Below are 18,583 nucleotides of genomic sequence, written 5' to 3'. Positions count from 1 at the left end.
ATTACTGTGTTAAATAGTTAATTATTGCAAACTGTAAATAATAGTTATAGACTGCATCAATCTGATTTATCTGAAACTTTAACTGCAATTCTTGTACATCTAATACGTCATTAAAATCTATTGTTCCCGTCTCGTAACTTCTTATTAAAATTTCTTCTGCATCTTTCGCTTGCTGTATATTTTTAAGTTGTGTATTGTAATTAATTTTAGCTGCATTTAAATTTGTTACCGCTTTACTTAATTGTGTTTCCAAAACATTTAATCGTTCTTGTTTTTGCTGTACAATTTCTTGCTGTAAAAGCTCATTTTGTTTGGTTTTAGATTTATAACTTTTATTAAAAATAGGAATAGACAATGCTACCATTGGCATTAATACATCTTTACCATTGTCTGTAAAACTCTGATTAGGCAATTCTGTAACCGCTATGTAATCTATTCCAAAACCTAGTAGAGGCTTACGTTCTTTCTGGTTTAACAATTCAGATTTTTCTATAGATTGATACAACTTATCATACTTAATTAATTCTGGATGCAATGTAAAATCTTTGTCTACAATTTGCATATCATTAGTCGGAAGAAATAATGTTTCTACTACATGAACCTCTTCTTTTTTAGCTCTATTTAATAATTTATTAAACACAGTTTGTTCTCCTACATATTGCTGTTCTAAAACTTGTCTTAGTTGTTCTATCTCGTTTTGTCTCATTTGCAAACGCAACACATCTACTGCAGATGCAGCACCTGTTTCTACAGAAGATAAAGCCAGAGTCTCATACGTTTTTAGCAATTCAAAATTCTCTTTTAAAACTGTCTGTTTTGCTTTTAATGTGTAAAGGTTGTAGTACGACTGTGTTACTGAAACCACCAATTTACGCTTTGCTATAACTACGTCTTCAAAGGTTGCATCTGCTAATGAACTTGCATAATTTTCTCTAGCAGTAATAGTCCCAAACCAAGGTAACATTTGTTTTGCCGATAATTTAAAGCGTTGCGGACCAGTTTTTGTCTCTGGCTCGCTCACAAAATAACCTGCAGAGAAATCTGTATTTGGCAATGTATTAGATTCGTTTACCTTTTCTGATGCAATACCGTAACGCAACTGGTACTTCTGAATCTCTGGACTGTTCTCCAAAGCTTCATGTATATATGTTTCTAGTTTCTGACCATTACTTAAGTGAAAAGTTAAAAGAGAAAAGCTAAAAATAACAGCATTCTTTAAACGAAAAGAGAAGACTGTAAAGCGAAAAGCTAACATTTTGTTTAAATAAATAAATAACTTCGTTTTATCTATTTCTAAGTTTTCACCTTTCACTTTCGTCTGTTCTTTATTAAATTTTATGATTTTAAATATTTTCATATTACAATCGCGATTTTGTAGTTTTAATTGAACTCACTAACATTGCTACCAATTCTTTATTTAGATTATAATGGGTATTATATTCTTGCTTACTCATATAACCTGTATCTTTTAATAAGTCTATCCAGTAAAGAGATTCATTAGCTTCTTTTAATGAAATACTCATTTTATGTATAAAATCAGGCTTACTTTGTGCAAATTCAGCCTCACGAATTAACGCTCCAACAGCGGTTCCACTTCGCAAAAGTTGTTTGCTTAAAATATATTCCTTTTTTTCTGCAACCAATACCTGTGATAACTTAACAATTAAAATTGCGAAGGCATAACTCTTTTCTTTTAAAATACTTTCTGCCATAACTTTTCACTTTTAGTTTTCCAATCTTCACTTTCAACTTTTCACTTTCAACTTATCACTCTTCATTTTTCACTTATCACTCTTAACTTATCACTTATAGTTTTTCACTTATCACTCTTAACTTATCACTTTTCACTTATCACTTTTAGTTTTTCACTTATCACTCTTAACTTATCACTTTTAGTTTTTCACTTATCACTCTTAACTTATCACTTTTAGTTTTTCACTTTCAATTTCGCCTCTTCTCTCCAACTATATAAAACCGGAACAATAAAATAGGATGTTATATCTATAATCATTCCGCCAAAAATTGGAATCGCCATAGGAATCATAATATCACTACCTCTACCTGTAGATGTAAGTACTGGCAGCAATGCTAAAACAGTTGTAACGGTTGTCATTAAACAAGGTCTAATACGTTTACCTGCTGCTTCTAAAGTCGCTAACCTAATTTCGTTTTTAGTTGTTGGGGTTTCTTTATTAAAAGTCTGTGTAAGGTATGTTGCCATTACAACACCATCATCTGTAGCGATACCAAATAATGCAATAAAACCAACCCAAACTGCTACACTTAGATTAATAGTTTTCATATTAAACAGGTCTCTTAAATTTTCTCCAAATAGGCTGAAATTTAAAAACCAATCTTGACCATATAACCACATCATTATAAAGCCACCTGCAAAAGCAACTGTAATTCCTGTAAAAATCATTAATGACGTTGTTATCGATCTAAACTGAAAATACAGAATAAGGAAAATAATTACCAACGCTAATGGCACAACAACAGATAACGTCTTTTCTGCACGCAACTGATTTTCGTACGTTCCCGTAAATTGATAATTTATTCCTTTTGGCACAACCAATTCGCCTGTGCTAATTTTACTTTCTATTAACTCTTGCGCCTTTTCTACAACATTTACCTCTGCAAAACCATCTAGTTTATCAAACAAAACATAACCAACAAGAAAAGTATCTTCACTTTTTATAACTTGTGGCCCTTGCTCATAGGTAATACTTGCCAATTCGCTTAACGGAACTGGGCTTCCTTTTTCTACTGGAATATAAATGTTTTTTAAATCCTCTGGATTGCTACGCAGCTCTCTTGGGTAACGTACACGAACGCCATAACGCTCGCGACCTTCTACTGTTTGGGTTAATACCATACCACCAACGGCAACTTGTAAAACGCTTTGCACATTATCTATAGAAATACCGTAACGCGCTATTTTTTCTCTATCAATATCTATTAACAAATAAGGTTTACCTACGATACGATCTGCAAAAACAGCTTCTACTTTTACTCCTTCTGCTTGTTTTAAAATACCCTCTAACTGAATACCAAAAGCTTCAATCTCTTTTAAATCTTGACCTTTTACTTTTATGCCCATTGGTGCACGCATACCTGTTTGCAGCATTACTAGACGAGTTTCTATAGGTTGCAGTTTTGGTGCAGATGTTACTCCTGGTAATTTAGTCACCCTAACAATTTCGTTCCAAATATCATCTGGACTCTTAATTTCTGGTCTCCAATTACGAAAAAGATCTCCACTATTATCTGGAATTAATTGTTCCTTTAGGTTGATGGATTCCCAAGTTTCACGTTCTTCTACACGTAATAACATTCCGTTTTTAAGAACAAAATCACCATCATCATTTACTTTATAACGTTGACGTTCTCCTTTTTCATTCAGCATATATTCCGGTTTATACTGAATCATATTCTCGTACATAGATAATGGTGCAGGATCTAGAGCAGATTCTGTTCTACCCGCTTTACCAACTACAGTTTTAATTTCTGGAATACTAGCCACAGCCATATCTAACTGTTGTAAAACACGTTTATTTTCTTCTACACCAGAATGTGGCATAGATGTAGGCATTAATAAAAACGAACCTTCATTTAAAGACGGCATAAACTCTTTACCTGTATTTTTAAGAATGAAAAATCCAAAAACAACTAACGTTAAAGGAATTGATAAAAACAACAGTCTGTTTTGTAACGCCCATTGTAAAATTTGCTTATAGTATTTTTGAAAAACACTAAATACACCTAACAAGCCAAAACAAATAATAGAAACAAATAGAAGGTTTAAAAATAGGCTGTTCCCAACACCTAATGGTCTCCAATGTTCTGCTAGTAAAAGCACAATAGCCACGCAAGACAATATAATATTTACCGTATTCTTATTAATTGTAAAATTGAAATTGAAAAACGATATTCTATATTCTTTTTGACTAGAGAAAGTAAACCAAAAAGCAGTAAGACCAAAGCCAATAAGCAAAGTACCTATCCAATACCCATAAACTACTATTACACTACCAACAACAATTAATAATGCATTTAAAACATTAGATACCGTTTTTTTTAGGTTGACTTTTTTAAATATTGATGCGGCAAACGGTGGAATTAAGAATAAAGCTATAACCAATGCGGCAATAAGCGCAAATGTTTTGGTAAAAGCCAACGGTCTAAATAATTTACCCTCTGCTCCTAACATTGTAAAAACAGGTAAAAAGCTAATTATAGTGGTTAATACAGCAGTTACAATTGCTCCGGAAACCTCTGCAGTAGCATTGTATACAATTTGATTAATTGATAATTTTTCTTCATCAACATTTATCGTGTTAACATTTAACTCTTCCCTTTTAACTCTAAGATTTTCCTCATCTATATGCCTAATAATATTTTCTGATAAAATAACACCTACATCTACCATTGTACCAATGGCAATTGCAATACCAGAAAGAGCTACAATATTAGCATCTACATTAAAAAGTTTCATAGCTACAAAAACCATTAAGACTGCTACTGGTAACAAACCAGAAATAAGAACAGATGCTCTAAGGTTAAATACCATTACAATAATTACTAAAATAGTAATTAGTATTTCTAACGTTAAGGCTTCGTTTAATGTGCTTAGTGTTTCTTGTATAAGCTCACTTCTATCATAAAAAGGAACTATAGTTAATTGTGATGTTCTACCATCTTTTAAAACCTTAGATGGCATACCCGCACTAAGTTCTTTTATTTTTTCTTTTACGTTGGTTATCACCTCCATTGGATTAGCACCATAACGTGCAACTATAACTCCACCTGCAACCTCAGCACCTTCTTTGTCTAAAATACCTCTACGAGCAGCAGGCCCTAAAGACACTTTAGCAATGTCTTTTATTTTTATAGCGGTATAGTTAACAGAAGTAACAACTGCATTCTCTATATCTTCCACAGATTTTACATATCCTAAACCACGAACTAAATACTCGGCTTTATTAATTTCTAAAGTCTGCGCACCAATATCTTTATTACTATCTTTTACTGCTTTTACAACTTTGTCCAAGCCAATATTATATTGGCGCATTAATTCTGGGTTAACATCTATCTGATATTCCTGTACGTACCCCCCAATAGAAGCAACCTCAGATACTCCACTTGCAGAAGACAGCGCAAACTTTACATAGTAATCTTGCACGCTTCTAAGTTCATTTAAGTCCCAACCGCCAGTAACATTACCATCTTTATCTCTACCTTCTAGGGTATACCAATACACTTGTCCCAAACCTGTTGCATCTGGACCCAAGGCAGGGTTTACACCTTCTGGCAATAAATTACTTGGCAAAGAATTTAGTTTCTCTAAAATTCTACTACGACTCCAGTAAAACTCTACATCCTCATCAAAAATGATATAAATATTAGAAAACCCAAACATAGATGAACTACGAATGGTTTTTACCCCAGGAATACCCAATAAAGATGCCGTTAATGGGTATGTAATTTGATCTTCTATATCTTGTGGTGAACGACCATCCCATTTGGTATACACAATTTGTTGGTTCTCGCCAATATCTGGTATAGCATCTACAGCTACCGGATTACTTGGCAAAAAACCTGTATCCCAATTAAACGGTGCATTTACGGTTCCCCAGCCTATAAAAAGAACGAGTAACAAAACAGCTACAAGCTTATTTTCTATTAGAAATTTGATGCTTCTATTTAGCATTGATTATAAAATTTTAGTAGTGAATACAAGGTATTAGATACCAAGAAGTATTTTGTAAAAAAGTTAACTTCTAAACATAAAAAGGCATAACACAAAAAGCTTTGCATTATAACCAACTACTAAAAAAAATCAGATTAAATAAGTCTCGTCTAACTTAAAAATGTCTTTGACGACAAGGGGAGGATTGTATTTTGTGTATAAGGTTACATTCTCTTCTAATTCTTCAAATAAAGAAATATAGGTGTAAACAAATGAAGTAATAAATATGTGCTGATCAAAAGAGCTGGCGCCTAGCGATAATTGCAAACTATCTTGTCCGTCTATAACCAATTGCTCATCTGTACAGCAACTTTTCTTTGTAATAGAACACTCTTTAGTTTGTGGTTTTTGCATTTCCATACCACAACCTTCTGCTTTATAAAAAACAGCTGTTTCTACTAAAGTATCGCCACAATAATGCATATCTATAGCAAAGGACATTGTAGAAAATAAAACTACAATAGCCAGCAAGCTAGACATTATTTTATGGAATACTTGTTTCATATTAGTCACAAAATTACTAAAAAAAAGAATGACAACTGTTATTACTATCTTAAAAACGCATATTCAAATTTCTTATTTTACATACACCTATATAATTACGTATCAATTATTTAATAAAGCTACAGACTCTTTACTTCAATTTCTAATACACCTAGAATTCCTAAACTTTTCTGTAAATCGTCTATAATTTGATCTTTATTTTCTTTAAAAACCTTACCAGATGTAGTAAATAATGTCTGATAGTACAATACACCTTCCTTTAAATTATTTAAAAAAACCGTTAAATATTTACGCTGCTTATCGGTTGTGCCTTCTCTACTCTCCTCTAATTTATCGTTTACATATTTAATATAAATACCAAGTTCTTTAATAAAAATATTTGGCCTGTCTGTTCTAGTAATTACGTTGGCTTTACCGTAAATATGGTTTATCATTTCAGATAGGTTCATTTCTTTAGAAAAATAGGCCATATTTGGACCTGGACAAACAGAAACCCCTTCTCCTTCTGTCTTTGTATCTAATCCATATGCCAACAAAGCAGAAGTACCTAAGCCAACACAAGTACAAGATTTTTCTATTATTTTATTATATTTTAATTGATACTGCGAACTAGACAAACCCGCTTTATCTAAGTCTTTTATTTTTAAATATTGATACTCTCTAGATGCAGTACATATTCCTTTATCTGAAAAATCTTTATTAAGAGCCACAAACTTTTTAGGGCAAGAGCTACCTGGCCTACCCTTATTAATTAAATGTTGTTTTTCTTGATCTTTCGTATTCCCTTTTAAGCTATGAAAAGGAACTCCCAACGGTGACGTATTACTTAAGTACAAATCTTCTTCTTTAGCTTCTTTTAATCTATTTAAAGTTGATTTATCTACCGTTGTTGCTTCTGGCACTAGTAAAAAAGGAGATCCCCAGCCAACAGAATCTACATTGTAATAATCTACTATAAACTGATGTTCCTCTGCCGTACCAACTCCACCTTGCGCACTAATTTTTAGTTGCAAGTAAGATGCCGGAACAGTCATATTCTTATCACTTAATGCCTTTATTAGTATTTTATGCACTGTTTCTATTAGCTCGTTTCTGTTCACTTTAAATTGCTCTAAAATAGGCCCCATTAAATACCCATCTGTCGCAAATGCATGTCCGCCACAATTTAAGCCAGATTCTATTCTATATTCTGACACCCAAAGACCTTTTTTAGCTAAAAATTTACCTTGAATTAAAGCTGAACGATAATCGCTCACTTTTAAAACAATTTTCTTTTTAATGTTCCCATTTGCATCTGGGTAAAAATCTTTAAAATTTTCTAAATAACTATACAACCTAGGATTCATCCCCGCAGAAAGAATAACAGAAGAATTTAATGTACTATTAGCAAAACCGCGAAGAGCAGCGTGTGCATCGTTATATTCTGTTGGTAGTTTTTCTTTTTTAATGTAATTCTCTTTATCTACCTTGGTCATAATATTTACATCTATACTCCCCATAACCATATGGTCTTTAACCCAGCCTCTTATAGCATCTAAATCTACAGTATCTGTATACTTTTTAAATTCTTGCTTAACAGAAGACATATCTGGTAGCGTATCAAAAAAACCTTTAATACTATTTGCAGTTTTTACTGTGGTATTTTTAAACTCTTCAAACTTAGCATTAGAAATACTATGCATCATGTTTAAATAAGATGTTATTCTTTTTGCTCTAAAATCTTCTATCTTTTCAGATATTTCTGTGTACTGCATATTAAATTTATCGCAGTACATTTTACGTAACTTCTCTAACAGAATATCGTCTACCAAAGAAATAACAGAGTCTATACCATACTTAGATACCTTTAAAGGCGTATCTATGGTAAAGCCGATGCCCATAACTGGAATATGAAAAGAATGTGCTTTTAAGCTATTTGTTGTAATTGTATTGTAATTATCCATAAATGATCTATACTTTAGAAATTCTTTTTATTCATTTCACAAAATAGAGAACATAAAAGATGTTATTATATGATTTTAGTCAGGCTTTGCCTATTTTTAAAAAAAGATATTTAGTCTAATAAATATGTAACATGAAGTATCTAAAAAATCATTCTAGACTAGCATTAGGTTATTTTTTAATGGCTGCTTTATTAGGGTTAATTCTACGTTTTTTCTATGTTTTAGAAATACCAATTACGTTTAAATTTGTAGTGCACGCACATTCGCATATCGCATTGCTGGGCTGGGTATACATTGCACTAACCACACTTATTTATAAGTTGTATCTAGAAAAATTACAGGTACAAAAAAAATACAATTATATATTCTGGTTTACTCAACTTACATTAGTTGGTATGCTTTGTTCGTTTCCTTTTCAGGGATATGCCTTATTTTCAATTGTATTTTCTACGCTGTTTTTAATAGCATCGTATTGGTTTTTTATATTTTTTAAAAAGTACATTTCATTAGAAGATAAAAACCGAAACTCTTATTCTTGTAGTAACGCTGCGCTGTGGTATCTGGTAATTTCTAGCATAGGCCCTTGGGCTTTAGGCGGAATTATGACCACACTAGGCGCTACATCTATTTGGTACAGATTGGCTATCTATTTCTATTTACACTTTCAGTACAACGGATGGATGATTTTAGCCTTAATAGGCATACTACTGTACATTTTAGAGGAACAAAATATACAAGTACCTAAAGCTGTTTTTAAACGCTTTTTTTACAGTATAAATATCGGAATAATAGGAACATTCTTTTTATCTACTCTATTTACAAAACCTCCTATTATTTTATATATACTGGGTGGCATTGGTGCTATTTTTCAGCTATATAGTTTGTTTCTAATAGTTAACTATTTAAAACAAAACAGTAAAAAAATTAGTGTTCTATTTTCTAGTTTTCAACTCTTACTATTAAAAACAGTTGGTTTCTTATTAGTGCTAAAAATGACACTTCAATTATTAACGGCACTACCCTATTTTGCTAATTTAGCCGTGACAATTTTAGATTTTACAATTGGTTATTTACACTGGACTTTTTTAGGTGTAGTAACTATTACTTTATTCTTATTTCTAGACTATTTTAGAATGATAAAAATCCCGAAAAAAGCATATTACATATACCTCTCAGGATTTTTATTAACTGAAGCTCTTATATTTTATAAAGGCTTTATTATTTGGCAAAGTTTACCATTACCCCATACATATTTTAAACTATTAGCCTTAGCTAGTTTATTAATTGTAATCGCAATTTTATATATTTTTGCAACATCATTCTTCATTAAAAAAGAAAACTAGTCTGAAGCTTTTATCGTTCTATAAAATTAACTTTTAAAACGGTTGTATGCTTCTTTTTCTAATTCTTCTCTAAAGTTAGGGTGTGCAATAGAGATTAATGCTTTTGCTCTTTCTTGTAAATTTTTACCATATAAATTAACTACTCCGTATTCTGTTGCTACATAATGTACATGTGCACGTGTTGTTGTAACTCCGGCTCCTTGCTTTAAAAACGGAGTTATTTTAGAAATCCCTTTTGCTGTCATAGATGGCATTGCAAAAATAGGCTTACCACCTTTAGATAAAGATGCACCACGTATAAAATCCATTTGTCCGCCTACACCAGAATATTGTCTACTACCAATAGTATCTGCACAAATCTGACCTGTGATATCTATTTCTATAGCACTATTAATAGCTGTAACTTTTGGGTTTCTACGTATAATAGAAGTATCGTTGGTATAGGCTGCTTCTTTAAAGTGCACTAATGGATTATCGTCTACAAAGTCGTACAACTTTTGAGAACCAACAGCGAAACAAGTTACAATTTTTCCGTGTTTTACCACTTTATCTTCACCCGTAATTACGCCGCTTTCTATTAAAGGCAAAACACCATCAGAAAACATTTCTGTATGTATACCCAAACGTTTGTGGTTGCCTAAATTACTTAATACCGCATTAGGTATGTTACCAATACCCATTTGCAAGGTTGCACCATCTTCTATTAAACCAGCTACGTGTTTTCCAATCTCTTGTTCTATACTAGATATAGGTGTAATACCGTGTGTATGTATTGGAGTATTTACTTCTATAGCACAATCTATATTACTTATATGTATAATACCATCACCGTGTGTTCTTGGCACAAAAGGATTAATTTGTGCTATTACTTTTTTAGCTGTTTGTATCGCTGGCAATGTAATATCTACAGAAACACCTAAAGAGCAATACCCGTGTTTATCTGGCGGTGATACTTGTACCACAGCAACATCTAACGGAAGAATACCATTTCTGAACAAGAGATTAATTTCACTTAAAAAAATTGGAATATAATCTCCTTGAGTGGTGTTTATTAGTTTTCTAACATTGCTACCAACAAAACAGCTATTCATCTTAAAACTATTGCTATAAGGTTCTTGCGCATACTTAGCTTCGCCCTCTGTATGTATAGATACAATTTCTACGTTTTCTAGCTCATTGTATCGCTCACACAAAGCATCAATTAATACATTAGGCGTCATTGCTGCACCTTGTAAAAAAACTCTATTACCAGATTCTATAGATTTTGCGGCTTGCGCTGCAGAAACAATATTCATAAATTTAATTTTTAAAAATTAGTGACACTCCATATCTGTAGAAACCATTTCTACTACAGGCTTAGGAGACACATAAGGTATACCAAGGCCCAAGCCTCTAAGAATAAATAACACACCAATTACGACCACAAAAACCGGAATTAATTGTTGTACCTTTTTACGAGCTACGCCTTTTAACATTCCTCCAAAATAAACAGCAACAGTCATAAGTGGTATAGTCCCTGCTCCAAAAAGAATCATATATAGAGATCCTTGTGCTGCATTACCCATTGCAATAGCTCCAAACAGTGCCATATAAACCAACCCACAAGGTAAAAAACCATTTAAAAATCCTATGGTTAAAAAAGTATCTGGAGTTCTCTTTTTAAGTTCTTTCCCCAACCTAGACTTCACCTTAGAGATAAGTCTATATATAGGCTTAGACAGATTGTATTTATTTAATGTTTTAGATGGAATTAGAACGATAATAATCATAACAACACCAATAAAGATTGACAATTTTTGTTGCAAACCAAAAACATACAAACCCTTACCAAGCAGGCCAAAAACAAGCCCAATTATTCCGTAAGCCAATAATCTCCCAAAATGATAAATAAATATCTGGATTGTTTTTTTGAGCTTACTGTGTCTATCTACTGGTAACATAAAAGCAATAGGACCGCACATACCAACGCAGTGCAGACTCCCCATTAATCCCAGTATAAAAGCAGATAGTAGCATAACTAATACGTAATACTTTGTTTGTGTAAATATTCTTCTTTATTGTATTGCCAAGTAATTTTAATGTCCCATCGACCATCTAACAAACGTTTGTCAGGTATGAGCAAATGTGTTTTGGATAAACTTATGGGTAAGTTAAAATCCAATTGTTTATTAGATGGTCTATATAGGGACACATTACCTGTTATTTTATTAAAATCTTGATCTTTTGGAAATTCAATTAACAAGCCGTCCTCCGTTTTTTCTAGAACAAGTTTATTCGTTAATTTATAAGCATTAGTAGCGTCATTCAACTCTTTTTGGTAGCCTAACTCTGCTTTGTAATATTCTTCCGTCACTAAATCGTGCTTTGCTCTGTTTTCAGAATTCATCCTAATAACAAAATATAGAATAAAGCTTATGAAAGCTAAAAACGCTAGTACAACTCCTGTTCCCCAATTTATTTTCATAACTATTCGTTTTATTTATAACTTCTTGGTGCTAAAAAGCGAGCTGTAGTTGTTTCTACTAACTTACCTTTACTATATACACCAATTTTAAGTTTGTCTTTATCACCATTTAAAGCGGCATTATTTATCTCTATAAACAATGTACCTTCTGCTAACTCTTGAGCTGGAACTTTAAAATTTTGATGGGTAACTAATTTAATTGTTCCTTTATGAGACAATAATTTAAAGTTAACATCTTCTACATCTTCAGTTGTCTTATTCACCAATTTAAAGGTGTACACATTACTAATAATATTGCCTTCTTTGTGCTCGTATAATTGACCTGGAAGTCTTAAAATATTTGCTTCTATATCATTTCTTAAAAACAACATACCTATTAGCAAACCTGTTAAAATTACCAAAACAGCTGAATATCCTTTAAGTCTTGGTGTAAACTTAAATTTTGCTTTTTTCTCTATATTATCTTCACTTGCATATCTAATAAGACCTTTTGGCAAGTTTACTTTTTCCATGATGGTATCGCACTCATCTATACAGGCTGTACAGTTAACACACTCTAGTTGGGTGCCGTTTCTTATATCTATACCCGTAGGACAAACATTTACACATTGAAAACAATCGATACAATCTCCGTTACCAAGAGCAGAACGATCTTCATTTTTTCTAAACTTTTTTCTTCCGTTTTCTCCTTCTCCTCTTTTATGATCGTATGCAACAACTATAGATTTATTATCTAAAAGCACACCTTGCATACGTCCATAAGGACAAGCTATAATACAAACCTGCTCTCTAAACCAAGCAAAAATAAAATAAAAGACAGCTGTAAAAATTAACAACGAAATCATTGTGCTTGTATGCAACATTGGTCCGTCGGTGATGTAACTAATTAATTTATCGCTTCCAATTAAATATGCTAAAAATACATTTGCTATAATAAACGATATAATAAAAAAGACTATCCATTTGGTTACTCTTTTTCTTATTTTAACGGCATCCCACTTTTGTTTATCCAAACGTATTTGGGCTCCACGGTCACCTTCTATCCAATATTCTATTCTACGAAAAACCATTTCTAAGAATATGGTTTGCGGACACATCCACCCACAAAAAATACGACCAAATGCTACTGTAAATAGGGCGATAAAAACCACACCAATAATCATTGAGATTACTACCAAATGAAAATCTTGTGGCCAAAAAGGAAATCCGAAAATATTAAAGCGACGATCTATTACATTAAATAATATAAACTGATTGCCATTTATTTTTATAAAAGGAGATACTAGTAAAAATAACAGTAATGTGTAACTAACCCATTTACGATATTTATAAAATTTACCACTTGGTTTTTTTGGAAAAACCCAGGCTCTTTTACCATCAGTATCTATTGTACCAATAGAATCTCTAAATTTTTCATCTGCAGCCATTCTTATTATTTTTACTAGTAATAATACTCCTTTATTTACTCTCTTCTACTTGTTCTGGTTTCCAGATATCTCCTTGTGGTTCTTTTGGAGCAGCTGGCGTTGTACCCTGTAGTGTTAGCACATAACTTGCTACTTGTGCACGCTCTAAAGGTTTAAGTATTTGTTTCCAAGCAACCATACCTTTACCGTCTCTACCACCTTCTGATATGGTGTTAAAAACATTTTTAATACCACCACCTAAAAGCCAATACTCATCTGTTAGGTTAGGACCAATACCACCACCACCATCTACAATATGGCAAGCCACGCAGCTCGTCGTATATATCTTTTTACCAGCTTTAATATCTGCTGCATCTGTTAACAATTCAACAGTATTAACATCTACCAAACCTTTAGCTGTTTTTTTATACTCTTCTATCTCTATTTTAGCAGCTGCAACTTCTTGCTCGTACTCTAATATTTGATCATAATCATTAAACACATGGAACCTAGCCAAATAAACAACAGCAAAAATAATTCCTGCATAGAAAAGGTATACCCACCAAGGTGGTAAATTGTTATCCAATTCTTGTATACCATCATAATTATGATCTAAGATAATTTCGTGTTCTTCTTCTATAGATTTAGTACCTAATAATTTAGAATACACTCTTTTACCCCATTTCCACTCAAACTTCTTAGTGTCCTCTTCTAAATACTTTTGCTTTGCTTCTTCTGGTAAGGTCTGAAACATTACATTCTCAATAGACCTAACAATAAGCTCGGTAGCAATTAGTATTAGTAAAACAAGAACTAAGAAACCTGAAACTATAGGATAAGTAATAAATGCAGGTTTATCACCAGAGTCTACAAAGTACTCCATCAATCCAAAAACGATGAAGAAAACTACGGGGATCCTTATCCACCATGGTGTCATATTTTTCATAGTATTATTCTTTTGTTAGGTTGGTTGTATCATCATCATCTAGAGGAATATGGCTTACCTCATTAATATGTTCTTTTGTTGCTGTAAGCACCCACCAAAAAAGTATGGCGAAGAACACAAAAAATATAAGTAGCGATATCATAGGGTAAGTTGCTATACCCTCCATGCTCTCCATATGGCCTTTTATAAACTTTAGCATATAATTAATTTTTAGTGGTTGTTTCTTCTACGTTTTTTATTTTAATATCTGTACCTAAACGCTGTAAGTAAGCTATTAGAGACACTATTTCTCTATCTCTCATTTCTACAAAAGGTTCTCCGTTTTCTTTGGCATATTTTTTATCTGCCTCGTAGTTCTTTGCAAAATCTGGATCTGTATATAAATTCTTCTCTATTTTGGTTGCCTGTACATCCATAGATTGTTCTGCATTAGCAATATCTTCTTCTGTATATGGCACCCCTAAAGTTACCATTGCTTCCATTTTAGTTTTAATATTGCTTCTGTCATGCTCATCGCGAACTAGCCATTGATATGCAGGCATTATAGAACCCGAAGATGTACTTTGTGGATCGTACATATGGTTTAAATGCCAGTTATCTGAGTATTTGCCACCTACTCTAAGTAAATCTGGACCTGTACGCTTACTCCCCCATAAAAATGGATGATCGTACACAAACTCACCTGCCTTGGCATATTCGCCATAACGCTCTACCTCTCCTCTAAACGGACGCACCATTTGCGAGTGACAACCAACACAACCTTCTCTTATATATAAATCTCTACCTTCTAATTCTAATGGTGTATATGGTTTTACACTTGTAATCGTTGGTATGTTAGATTTCACTAAAATGGTTGGTACAATCTGCACTATACCACCAATTAAAATAGCTACTGTAGCTAATATTGTTAACTGTACTGGCTTACGCTCTAACCAAGAGTGGTATGTCTCTCCTTTTGTTCTCTTTTTAGAGACTCTAGTAAGCGGAGCTGCTTCTGCCAATTCATCCTCAACTTTTTGTCCAGAACGTATTGTTCTAAAGACATTGTACAACATTATAAATGCACCAATAATATACATACTACCACCTATTGCACGCATCCAATACATTGGTATAATTTCTTTTACAGTTTCTAAAAAGTTACCATAAACTAATGTCCCATCTGGATTAAAATCTTCCCACATTAAGGCTTGTGTAAACCCTGCCACATACATTGGTAACGTATAAAGAATTATACCTAAAGTACCAATCCAAAAGTGAGCATTTGCCAAACTGATAGAGTGTAATTTTGTTTTAAACATTTTAGGCACCATCCAGTAGATCATACCAAAAGTTAAAAATCCGTTCCAGGCTAATGCACCAACGTGTACGTGAGCAATAATCCAGTCACTAAAGTGAGCTATGGCATTTACGTTTTTCAACGAAAGTAAAGGACCTTCAAAAGTTGCCATACCATAACCAGTAATGGCTACTACCATAAATTTAAGAGTAGGGTCTGTACGTACTTTATCCCAAGCCCCACGCAAGGTTAAAAGTCCGTTTATCATACCACCCCAAGAAGGAGCAAGTAACATAATAGAGAACGCTACTCCTAAATTTTGAGCCCAACCTGGTAAAGCAGTATACAACAAGTGGTGTGGTCCTGCCCAGATATATATAAATATTAACGACCAAAAGTGTACAATAGATAACCTATAAGAGTATACCGGTCTATTCGCCGCTTTAGGCACAAAGTAATACATTAACCCTAAAAATGGTGTAGTTAAGAAAAATGCAACTGCATTATGTCCGTACCACCACTGCACTAAGGCATCTTGCACACCGGCATAAACAGAGTAACTTTTAAAGGCACTTACTGGCAATTCTAAACTATTAAAAATATGTAATACAGCTACAGTTACAAATGTTGCTAGGTAAAACCAAATTGCAACATATAAATGTCTTTGTCTTCTGCGTAACATGGTCCCAATAAGATTCCAGCCAAAGGCTACCCAAACTACAGCAATAGCAATATCTATTGGCCATTCTAATTCTGCGTATTCTTTAGATGTACTATACCCTAATGGTAACGTAATTGCTGCCGCTACAATTATAGCTTGCCAGCCCCAAAAGTTAAATTTACTTAGTCCATCACTAAACATACGCGCTTTAAGCAAACGTTGCGTAGAGTAATAAACACCCGCAAAAATAGCGTTACCAACAAAGGCAAAAATTACTGCATTTGTGTGTAATGGTCTTAGCCTACCAAAACTTAACCATGAAATACCATCGGTTATATTTGGAAAAAGAAACATAAAGGCTAAAAGTAGACCTACTGACATACCTACAATACCCCAAAATATTGTAGCATAGAGAAATTTCTTTACGATCTTGTTATCGTAATAAAACTGTTGTACTTCCATAATTTAATTCATCTTAGTTTGTTCGATTTTTTTACTTTCTTGAGCTTTAGAGCTCTCTTTTACCAGTTCATCTTCAAAAAGCATACGTACAGACGGTGTGTAAGAATCGTCATACTGACCACTCCTTACCGAAACTATAAATGCTACAAAGAAAAACAGCGCCACTACAATACTTATAGACAGCAACACATAAATTACACTCATACCTACCTGAATTTATATTACAAAAATAATAATGTTCACTTTTACAATATATGATATATATCATACTTTAAACTATTTATCACAATGATCTTTGTTCACAATAACAACCCCTTCATTTAAAACAGTTTATTATGAAAAATCAATTCAATAATTATTTACCAAATCTAAAAGTTCTGTATGTTCTTTTTGCTTTCTTACTACTAGTAGCTAGTTGCAAAAAAGCAGAAAGTACAAACCAAGATTCTACGACTATAGAAACACGTGGCGAATTAGTTGCGACATTAACTTCGCCTCCTAATGTGCCTAGATCTGTTGGCAACCGTGCGGCAAAAAAGTTGTTGGTTAATATGGAAGTGCTAGAAAAAGAAGGTACTATGACTAATGGAGTTAAATATAACTACTGGACGTTTGGTGGTAGTGTACCAGGTAGCTTTATTAGAACCCGTGTTGGTGATGAAGTAGAATTTACTTTAAAAAACCACCCAGACAACAAACTACCACACAACATAGATATGCATGCTGTTACTGGCCCTGGTGGTGGTGCAACATCTTCTTTTGTTGCTCCAGGACACGAGATTAAATTTTCGTTTAAAACATTAAATCCTGGTCTTTATGTATATCACTGTGCTACTGCACCAGTTGGTATGCACATTGCAAATGGTATGTACGGTTTAATTTTAGTAGAACCTAAAGGTGGCTTACCTCCTGTAGATCGTGAATATTATATTATGCAGGGCGATTTTTATACAAAAGGTAAAAACGGAGAACCAGGCTTACAAGCATTTGATATGCAAAAAGCAGTAGATGAAAATGCAGACTATGTAGTTTTTAATGGTAGTGTAGATGCCCTTACTGGTGATAATGCTATTGTTGCTGAGGTTGGTGAAACTATTAGACTATATGTTGGTAACGGTGGTCCAAACTTGGTATCATCTTTCCACGTAATTGGTGAAATTTTTGACAAAGTACACGTAGAAGGTGGTTCTTTAGTTAATGAAAATGTACAAACCACACTTATACCAGCTGGTAGTGCTACTATAGTTGAGTTTAAGGTTGAGGTCCCTGGTACTTTTATACTGGTAGATCATTCAATTTTTAGAGCTTTTAATAAAGGTGCACTAGGAATGCTTAAAGTTTCTGGTGAAGAAAAAAAAGATATTTACTCTGGAACTATACAAGAAGGAATTTACCAGCCAGAAGGAAGTGGTATACAAGAAATGCCTAATGGCAATAAAAAAGAAGTTGCAGATGTAGAAGTTATAAAATCTTTAGAAGAACAACTATCTGCTGGTAAGCAGATATATTCCCAAACCTGTTTTGCTTGTCACCAAGCAGAAGGGCAAGGTATACCAAATGCTTTTCCTCCTTTAGCGAAGTCAGATTATTTAAATGCTGATGTAAACAGAGCTATTGGTATTGTATTGCATGGGAAATCAGGAGAAATTACTGTAAACGGACAAAAATACAATAGTGTTATGACCAAGCAGGTAATCTCTTCTGAAGAAATCGCAGATGTATTAACTTATGTATATAACAACTGGGGCAATAACAAAAGTGTAGTAACTACAAAAATGGTTAACGGTGTTAAAAATAGCCATTAATCTAAACTTAATTATACACCT

15 protein-coding genes are annotated in these 18,583 nt (G+C 33.2%); 2 read left to right on the top strand and 13 right to left on the bottom strand.

What is annotated here, in order from left to right; translation table 11 throughout:
* Window position 1: 1 nt before the first annotated feature.
* The 5 genes from M4I21_RS04180 to M4I21_RS04160 all read right to left on the bottom strand — a co-directional run bounded on the left by M4I21_RS04180 (window position 2) and on the right by M4I21_RS04160 (window position 8,196).
* Window positions 2-1,357: a TolC family protein gene (locus tag M4I21_RS04180; protein ID WP_249557876.1), complete on the bottom strand. Its 1,356-nt coding sequence runs from the start codon at window positions 1,355-1,357 to the stop codon at window positions 2-4.
* A gap of 1 nt (window position 1,358) precedes the next feature.
* On the bottom strand, window positions 1,359-1,712 hold the full coding sequence (locus tag M4I21_RS04175; protein ID WP_249557875.1) for a four helix bundle protein: 354 nt from the start codon (window positions 1,710-1,712) through the stop codon (window positions 1,359-1,361).
* 215 nt (window positions 1,713-1,927) lie between these two features.
* Complete coding sequence (locus M4I21_RS04170; protein WP_249557874.1) at window positions 1,928-5,710, bottom strand: efflux RND transporter permease subunit; 3,783 nt, start codon at window positions 5,708-5,710, stop codon at window positions 1,928-1,930.
* Between the two features lie 129 nt (window positions 5,711-5,839).
* Window positions 5,840-6,253 (bottom strand): HYC_CC_PP family protein, encoded by a 414-nt coding sequence (locus tag M4I21_RS04165; protein ID WP_249557873.1) that lies wholly within the window; start codon window positions 6,251-6,253, stop codon window positions 5,840-5,842.
* A gap of 119 nt (window positions 6,254-6,372) precedes the next feature.
* Window positions 6,373-8,196 carry a hypothetical protein gene (locus tag M4I21_RS04160; RefSeq protein WP_249557872.1) on the bottom strand — a complete coding sequence of 608 codons (1,824 nt, stop codon included), beginning with the start codon at window positions 8,194-8,196 and terminating at the stop codon, window positions 6,373-6,375.
* Between the two features lie 131 nt (window positions 8,197-8,327).
* Between M4I21_RS04160 and M4I21_RS04155 the strand changes: the two genes are divergently transcribed.
* Window positions 8,328-9,539, top strand: coding sequence for a hypothetical protein (locus M4I21_RS04155; protein WP_249557871.1), 1,212 nt, complete (start codon window positions 8,328-8,330; stop codon window positions 9,537-9,539).
* A 26-nt stretch (window positions 9,540-9,565) separates the two neighbouring features.
* On the opposite strand, the gene M4I21_RS04150 is transcribed toward M4I21_RS04155, so the two are convergent.
* Genes M4I21_RS04150 through ccoS form a run of 8 tightly spaced genes read right to left on the bottom strand, consistent with a single transcriptional unit; the run spans window position 9,566 to window position 16,961 of the window.
* The gene (locus tag M4I21_RS04150) at window positions 9,566-10,834 is read right to left on the bottom strand and encodes an acetyl-CoA hydrolase/transferase family protein (RefSeq protein WP_249557870.1); all 1,269 of its coding nucleotides are present in this window, start codon (window positions 10,832-10,834) and stop codon (window positions 9,566-9,568) included.
* Window positions 10,835-10,852: 18 nt separating this feature from the next.
* A complete protein-coding gene (locus M4I21_RS04145) occupies window positions 10,853-11,554 on the bottom strand; it encodes a sulfite exporter TauE/SafE family protein (protein ID WP_249557869.1) in 702 nt (233 codons plus the stop codon).
* A gap of 2 nt (window positions 11,555-11,556) precedes the next feature.
* Window positions 11,557-12,003, bottom strand: a complete 447-nt coding sequence (locus M4I21_RS04140) for a FixH family protein (RefSeq protein ID WP_249557868.1) — start codon at window positions 12,001-12,003, stop codon at window positions 11,557-11,559.
* Window positions 12,004-12,014: 11 nt separating this feature from the next.
* Window positions 12,015-13,430, bottom strand: coding sequence for a cytochrome c oxidase accessory protein CcoG (gene ccoG / locus M4I21_RS04135; protein WP_249557867.1), 1,416 nt, complete (start codon window positions 13,428-13,430; stop codon window positions 12,015-12,017).
* 31 nt (window positions 13,431-13,461) lie between these two features.
* A complete protein-coding gene (locus tag M4I21_RS04130) occupies window positions 13,462-14,355 on the bottom strand; it encodes a cbb3-type cytochrome c oxidase N-terminal domain-containing protein (protein WP_249557862.1) in 894 nt (297 codons plus the stop codon).
* Window positions 14,356-14,359: 4 nt separating this feature from the next.
* A complete protein-coding gene (locus M4I21_RS04125) occupies window positions 14,360-14,554 on the bottom strand; it encodes a CcoQ/FixQ family Cbb3-type cytochrome c oxidase assembly chaperone (RefSeq protein ID WP_249557861.1) in 195 nt (64 codons plus the stop codon).
* A 4-nt stretch (window positions 14,555-14,558) separates the two neighbouring features.
* A complete protein-coding gene (gene ccoN, locus M4I21_RS04120; protein ID WP_249557859.1) occupies window positions 14,559-16,757 on the bottom strand; it encodes a cytochrome-c oxidase, cbb3-type subunit I in 2,199 nt (732 codons plus the stop codon).
* Between the two features lie 3 nt (window positions 16,758-16,760).
* Window positions 16,761-16,961: a cbb3-type cytochrome oxidase assembly protein CcoS gene (ccoS, locus tag M4I21_RS04115; protein WP_249557857.1), complete on the bottom strand. Its 201-nt coding sequence runs from the start codon at window positions 16,959-16,961 to the stop codon at window positions 16,761-16,763.
* Window positions 16,962-17,092: 131 nt separating this feature from the next.
* Between ccoS and nirK the strand changes: the two genes are divergently transcribed.
* The gene (gene nirK, locus M4I21_RS04110) at window positions 17,093-18,562 is read left to right on the top strand and encodes a copper-containing nitrite reductase (protein WP_249557855.1); all 1,470 of its coding nucleotides are present in this window, start codon (window positions 17,093-17,095) and stop codon (window positions 18,560-18,562) included.
* Window positions 18,563-18,583: the final 21 nt, after the last annotated feature.

The sequence above is a fragment of the Cellulophaga sp. 20_2_10 genome, from assembly GCF_023476645.1.
Taxonomy (GTDB): Bacteria; Bacteroidota; Bacteroidia; order Flavobacteriales; family Flavobacteriaceae; genus Cellulophaga.
The sequence above is the reverse complement of the archived record's forward strand: the minus strand, read 5'-3'. Positions and strand labels throughout refer to the sequence as shown.